At 75.3% G+C, this 5,026-nt stretch carries 5 protein-coding genes; 2 read left to right on the forward strand and 3 right to left on the reverse strand.

Features of this window, described 5'->3' with window-relative positions; translation table 11 throughout:
* Positions 1-281 precede the first annotated feature (281 nt).
* Positions 282-1,022: an ABC transporter ATP-binding protein gene (locus ACFV0G_RS28435; protein ID WP_380554033.1), complete on the forward strand. Its 741-nt coding sequence runs from the start codon at positions 282-284 to the stop codon at positions 1,020-1,022.
* 18 nt (positions 1,023-1,040) lie between these two features.
* Positions 1,041-2,180: a hypothetical protein gene (locus ACFV0G_RS28440; protein WP_380554036.1), complete on the forward strand. Its 1,140-nt coding sequence runs from the start codon at positions 1,041-1,043 to the stop codon at positions 2,178-2,180.
* Positions 2,181-2,303: 123 nt separating this feature from the next.
* Here the strand turns inward: ACFV0G_RS28440 and rlmN are convergent, their stop codons facing one another.
* The 3 genes from rlmN to ACFV0G_RS28455 all read right to left on the reverse strand — a co-directional run bounded on the left by rlmN (position 2,304) and on the right by ACFV0G_RS28455 (position 4,805).
* The gene (gene rlmN, locus ACFV0G_RS28445; RefSeq protein WP_380554039.1) at positions 2,304-3,404 is read right to left on the reverse strand and encodes a 23S rRNA (adenine(2503)-C(2))-methyltransferase RlmN; all 1,101 of its coding nucleotides are present in this window, start codon (positions 3,402-3,404) and stop codon (positions 2,304-2,306) included.
* A 164-nt stretch (positions 3,405-3,568) separates the two neighbouring features.
* Positions 3,569-3,877 carry a hypothetical protein gene (locus ACFV0G_RS28450; protein ID WP_380554042.1) on the reverse strand — a complete coding sequence of 103 codons (309 nt, stop codon included), beginning with the start codon at positions 3,875-3,877 and terminating at the stop codon, positions 3,569-3,571.
* A gap of 331 nt (positions 3,878-4,208) precedes the next feature.
* Positions 4,209-4,805, reverse strand: a complete 597-nt coding sequence (locus tag ACFV0G_RS28455; RefSeq protein ID WP_380554045.1) for a dihydrofolate reductase family protein — start codon at positions 4,803-4,805, stop codon at positions 4,209-4,211.
* Positions 4,806-5,026: the final 221 nt, after the last annotated feature.

Consider the following 5,026-nt stretch of genomic DNA (forward strand, 5'->3'; position numbering starts at 1 on the left):
CGCTACGCCCTGGACGCCTACGCCGCCGACCTGGCCGAGACCCTGCCGACCGGCGCGGGGGGCGCGGGGGGGGCCCACCGCCGCCGGGGGCCCGCGCGCCCCGCGCGCCCCCCCCCGCCGCCGCCCCCCCCCCCCCCGCTGTCCGGGGTCTTTCCCAGGATCAATGCGCCGGAATCACGGCGATTTGCCCGGGGATGGTGCAGTGCGCCGCACCCGCGCCACGCCCGGTTCGTTCTAATCTGACGACTGTCATTTCCCCGTCGGCACCAGGATGGACCTCCATGTCAGCGGCCCCGCCCGACAACGACGTGCTCAGGGCCCGAGGGATCGTCAAGTCCCACCACGGCACGCCCGCCCTGCGCGGCGTCACCCTCGCCGTGGAGGAGGGCGAGATCCTCGCGGTCACCGGAGCCCGCGGCTCCGGCAAGAGCACCCTGCTCGGCTGCCTCTCCGCCCAGCTCCCCATCGACGACGGCGAGATCTGGTTCAACAGCGCGCCGGTGCACACCCTCGGCCGGGCCCGCCGCGAGAAGCTCCGCCGCGAACGCTTCGGCTACGTCGGCCCCGAGCCCCACCTCGTCCCCGAACTGACGGCGCGCGAGAACGTCGCGCTCCCGCTGCTGCTCGCCGGCGCGGGTCACCGCGCGGCCCACGCCGCCGCCGCCGAATGGCTGGAGCGGCTCGACATCGCCGACTACGCCCGCCACCGGCCGGCCGCCCTCGTCCAGGGCCTGCGCCAGCGCGTCGCCGTCGCCCGCGCGCTCGCCCCGATGCCCACCGTGCTGTTCGCCGACGACCCGGCCGCGCCGCTGCACCGGGAGGAGCAGGAGCAGGTGCTGCGGATACTCGCCAGCGCCGCCCGCTCGCACGGCATCACCATGCTGCTGGCCGGCAGCGACGCCGAGCAGGTCCGCTTCGCGGACCGCACCGTCACCCTGGTCGACGGCCGGATCGACCGGGCCGGCGCACCGGCCCCGGCCGACGCCGCAGCCGGCCCCGCGGCCGTCGCGGCCGGGCGCTGAGAGAGCGGCGGTCCCTACGTGCTCCCCCTCGCCCTCGCCCGCAGCGCCGACCCGCTCGACCTCGGACGGCGCCTGCTCACCGGACTGGCCGGCGCCACCGCGGCCGCCTTCCTGCTGCGCGCACTCGGCCACGCCCTCGGCGAGCCGTCCGCCACCTCGCTGCCGCGGCTGCTCTGGTGCCTGCCCCCGCTCGCCGGACTCGCCTGGTTCGCCGCGGCGGCCGCCCGCGCCGTCCCCGCCCAGCAGCCGGAGCGGATCGCGGGACTCACCGCGGCCGGCGCCGGCACCGGCCGGATCCGCGCCCTGATCGCCGGCGACACCGCGCTCGCCGCCGCCCTCGGCAGCACCGTGACCCTGCTGCTCTTCCTCGTCCTGCGCAACGACATCGCCGGCCCCGGGCTCGCCGCCGACCTCGGCATGGGGATCCCGCTGCCCGCCGCCGCGCCGGTCGCCCTGCTGCTGCTCGTCCCGCTCGTGGCCGGCGGCGCCGCCGCGGCGGCCGTGGCCCCGGCCCAGGCGCTGCCCGGACGGCCCGCGACCGCACCGGCGCCGACTCCCTTCCACCCCGTCCGGATCGCCGTCCCCGCCGGTCTCGCCCTGGTCGGCTTCGCCCTGGAGCTCTACGGGCTGCGTCCCGGCTCCGAACAGGACGGCCGGCCGGTCGTGCTGCCCGCGCACATCGGCACGGTCGGCGTCGCCGCGCTGACCGGCTGGGCGCTCACCGCCCTCGGGCTGGCCCTGCTGACCGGGCCGCTGCTGGCACTGGCCGGCCGGCTGCTGGCCATCGGACGTCCCGAACCGCTGCGGCTGCTCGCCGGCCGGGCGCTCACCGCCGAGGCCGGCCGACTCGGCGGCCCGCTGGCCGTCCTGACGCTCTGCCTCGCCGTCCTCGCCGTCGCCCTCGACCAGGGCGCCCGCAGTTCCGGGCCGGTGCGGGCGGGCGCCGTCCTGGTCCTGTGCTGCGCGATCGGCGCGGTCGCCGCCCGCACCCTGGAGATCCGGGCGGCCCGGCAGCAGGTCACCGCGGAGCTGGAACGGCTCGGCGCCGAGCAGCGGCTGATCGGCTCGGCGGCGGCCCTGCGGGCCGCGGCGGCGGCCGGCGTGCTGCTGCTCACCGGCGGACTGACCGCGCTGCTCGCGGTGGGCGCGCTGTTCTGACCCGGGCGCGCCGCCCGGCCGTGCAGCAAGGGGCGCGGAGCCGGGGAGACGGCGGAGGCAGTGCCTCCGTCCTCCCGGCCCCGCGCCCCTTGCGGCGTCGGTGCTCGGACTGCCGTGCTGTGCTCAGCCCGCGGCGGCGAGCTGGCCGCAGGCGCCGTCGATCTCCTGGCCGCGGGTGTCGCGGACGGTCGTCGGGACGCCGTGGGCCTGCAGCCGGCGCACGAACTCCCGCTCGTCCTCCGGACGGGAGGCCGTCCACTTGGAACCCGGCGTGGGGTTGAGCGGGATCAGGTTGACGTGCACCCGGTGGTTCTTGATCAGCCGGCCCAGCAGGTCGGCGCGCCACGCCTGGTCGTTGATGTCCTTGATCAGCGCGTACTCGATGGAGATCCGGCGGCCGGACTTGTCCGCGTAGTTCCACGCGGCGTCCAGCACCTCGTCCACCTTCCAGCGGGTGTTCACCGGCACCAGCTCGTCGCGCAGCTCGTCGTCGGGCGCGTGCAGGGACAGCGCCAGGCGGCAGCTGAGGCCCTCGTCCGCGAAGCGGTGCATGGCGGGCACCAGGCCGACGGTCGAGACGGTGATGCCGCGCTGGGAGAGCCCGAAGCCGTCCGGCGCCGGGTCGGTCAGGCGGCGGATCGCGGCCAGCACCCGGTTGTAGTTGGCGAGCGGCTCGCCCATGCCCATGAAGACCACGTTCGACAGCCGCGCCTCGCCGCCGGGGACGGCACCGGTCTTCAGGTCCCGCATGCCCGACGCGATCTGCTCCACGATCTCCGCGGTGGAGAGGTTGCGGGTCAGCCCGGCCTGGCCGGTGGCGCAGAACGGGCAGTTCATGCCGCAGCCGGCCTGGGAGCTGATGCACATGGTGACCCGGTCCGGGTACCGCATCAGCACCGACTCGACGAGCGTGCCGTCGAACAGCTTCCACAGCGTCTTGCGGGTGGCGTCGTCGTCGCAGGAGACGTGCCGGACGACCGACATCAGGTCCGGCAGCAGGCTCTCGGTCAGCCTGCCCCGGCTGGCCGCGGGGATGTCCGTCCAGGTCGCCGGGTCGTTCGACATCCGGCCGAAGTAGTGGTTGGACAGCTGCTTGGCGCGGAACGGCTGCTCGCCCAGCTCGGCGACGGCCTCCTTGCGCTCGGCGGGGCTGAGGTCGGCAAGGTGTCGCGGGGGCTTGGCGCCGCGCGGCGCGACGAAGGTCAGTTCTCCGGGCTTAGGCATGGTGCATCCAGTGTCGCAGATCCGGAGAAGTGTCCCTTGTCCCACATGGGCCGGAGGACTCGGCCCGGGCTCTCATCCGTCATCGTCGGCCGACCTCACACGGCCCACGGGGCCCCGGGACAACCGCCTCAGCGGCCGGGCCTCCGAGGCACAGGGCGTGGCCGTCAGCCGCTCTCACGCCCCGAGCCCTCCGCCTCCTGGGCCCACGCAAAGGGCATCGGACTGCCCTGGGGGATCACCCACGGGTCGGGATACCGGGCGTGACAGGCGACGCAACGCGCGACGAAGGGCCCGATCTCGGGATTCGTCATGAGGCTGTAGTGCGACGAGGGCTCAGCCGGAAGCACGTAGCCGTTCGCCGTGGTCTCCAGTTTCGGCCACAGCGGGGAACACCGGCAGGCATCGCCTTCGGCGAAGGGGGCGTCGCTCGCCGAGCTGCCGGTGTCCTTGAACAGGCGGAAGAACTTCTTCATCTCTCGCACGACGGCCTCGCGTTCTGTCGTGGCCGGCTGGGATCACCTGCCCCAGCGCCATGGACGGCGACCGTATCGTGCGGGTGGTGGAGCGGCTTCGGCCGGTGTCCCGTCTGCTCTGGGTCCGAGCATGATCGGGGCCGTAAGCCGTTGCGACTCGGTCAGGGCTCTTCGGGCCTGACCCCGACGCGGCCGAGTGGCTCACGGTCCGGCTCGGGGCGGGCAGTGCGATCGGATGCCCGGTCAGGCGATGGTCAGGGGCCCCCGGCGGATGGGGCGGGGCCTCCTCGTACGCGGTCGGCCGGCGGCCGGCGGGGGGTCTGCGCGGGGCCTAGCTCTCGGCCGCCGGGCGGTAGACGCACACGTTCACGCCCGTCTTGGCGGTGGTCGTGGAGACCAGCTCGAACGCCCGTCGGGCACCGTCGGCGGGGAAGATCGTCTTGCCGCCGCCGAGGAGCACCGGCATGACCATCAGCCGCAGCTCGTCGACCATGTCCTCCGCCAGGAGGGTCCGGACGAGGGTGGGACTGCCCATGACCAGCAGGTCGCCGCCGTCGGCCGCACGCAGCTCACGGAGGAGGGTGAGCGCCTGGCCGGCCGGGATCAGGGTGGTGTTCGCCCAGTCGAGGTCGGTGTCGGCGAGCGTCCCGGAGACCACGTACTTGCGGATCGTGTTCATCCGGTCGGCGAACGGGTCGCCGCCGCGCTCGGGCCACGCCGCGGCCATGGTCTGCCATGTCCGCCGTCCGAACAGCAGCGCCTCGGTGCCCTCCATCGCCTCGCCGACGGCGCCGCCCACGACCTCCGGGTCGAAGAACGGGTGGGACCAGCCGCCGTGGGCGAATCCCCCGTCGGTGTCCTCCTGCGGGCCGCCGGGAGCCTGCACGACGCCGTCCAGGCTGATGAACTCACTGACCACCACGCGCATGCGACTCGCTCCTTCTGCTCTCTCCAAGGGCTGCGGGAACGACACTGCCACGCCCCACCGACAACCGTGCCCCGTTCGGGCCCGTGGCGGGCGGGTGCCGGGCCGACGTGCTCCGGACGGACGAGGGCCCCCGGCCCCCCGGCTCCCGGGGGCCCCGCGGGGGGGGGGGGTGGGGGGGCGGCGGGCGCCCCCCCCCCAGCCGCGGGCCCCCCACCCAAACC

The organism is Kitasatospora sp. NPDC059571, from assembly GCF_042735675.1.
Classification (GTDB): Bacteria; Actinomycetota; Actinomycetes; order Streptomycetales; family Streptomycetaceae; genus Kitasatospora.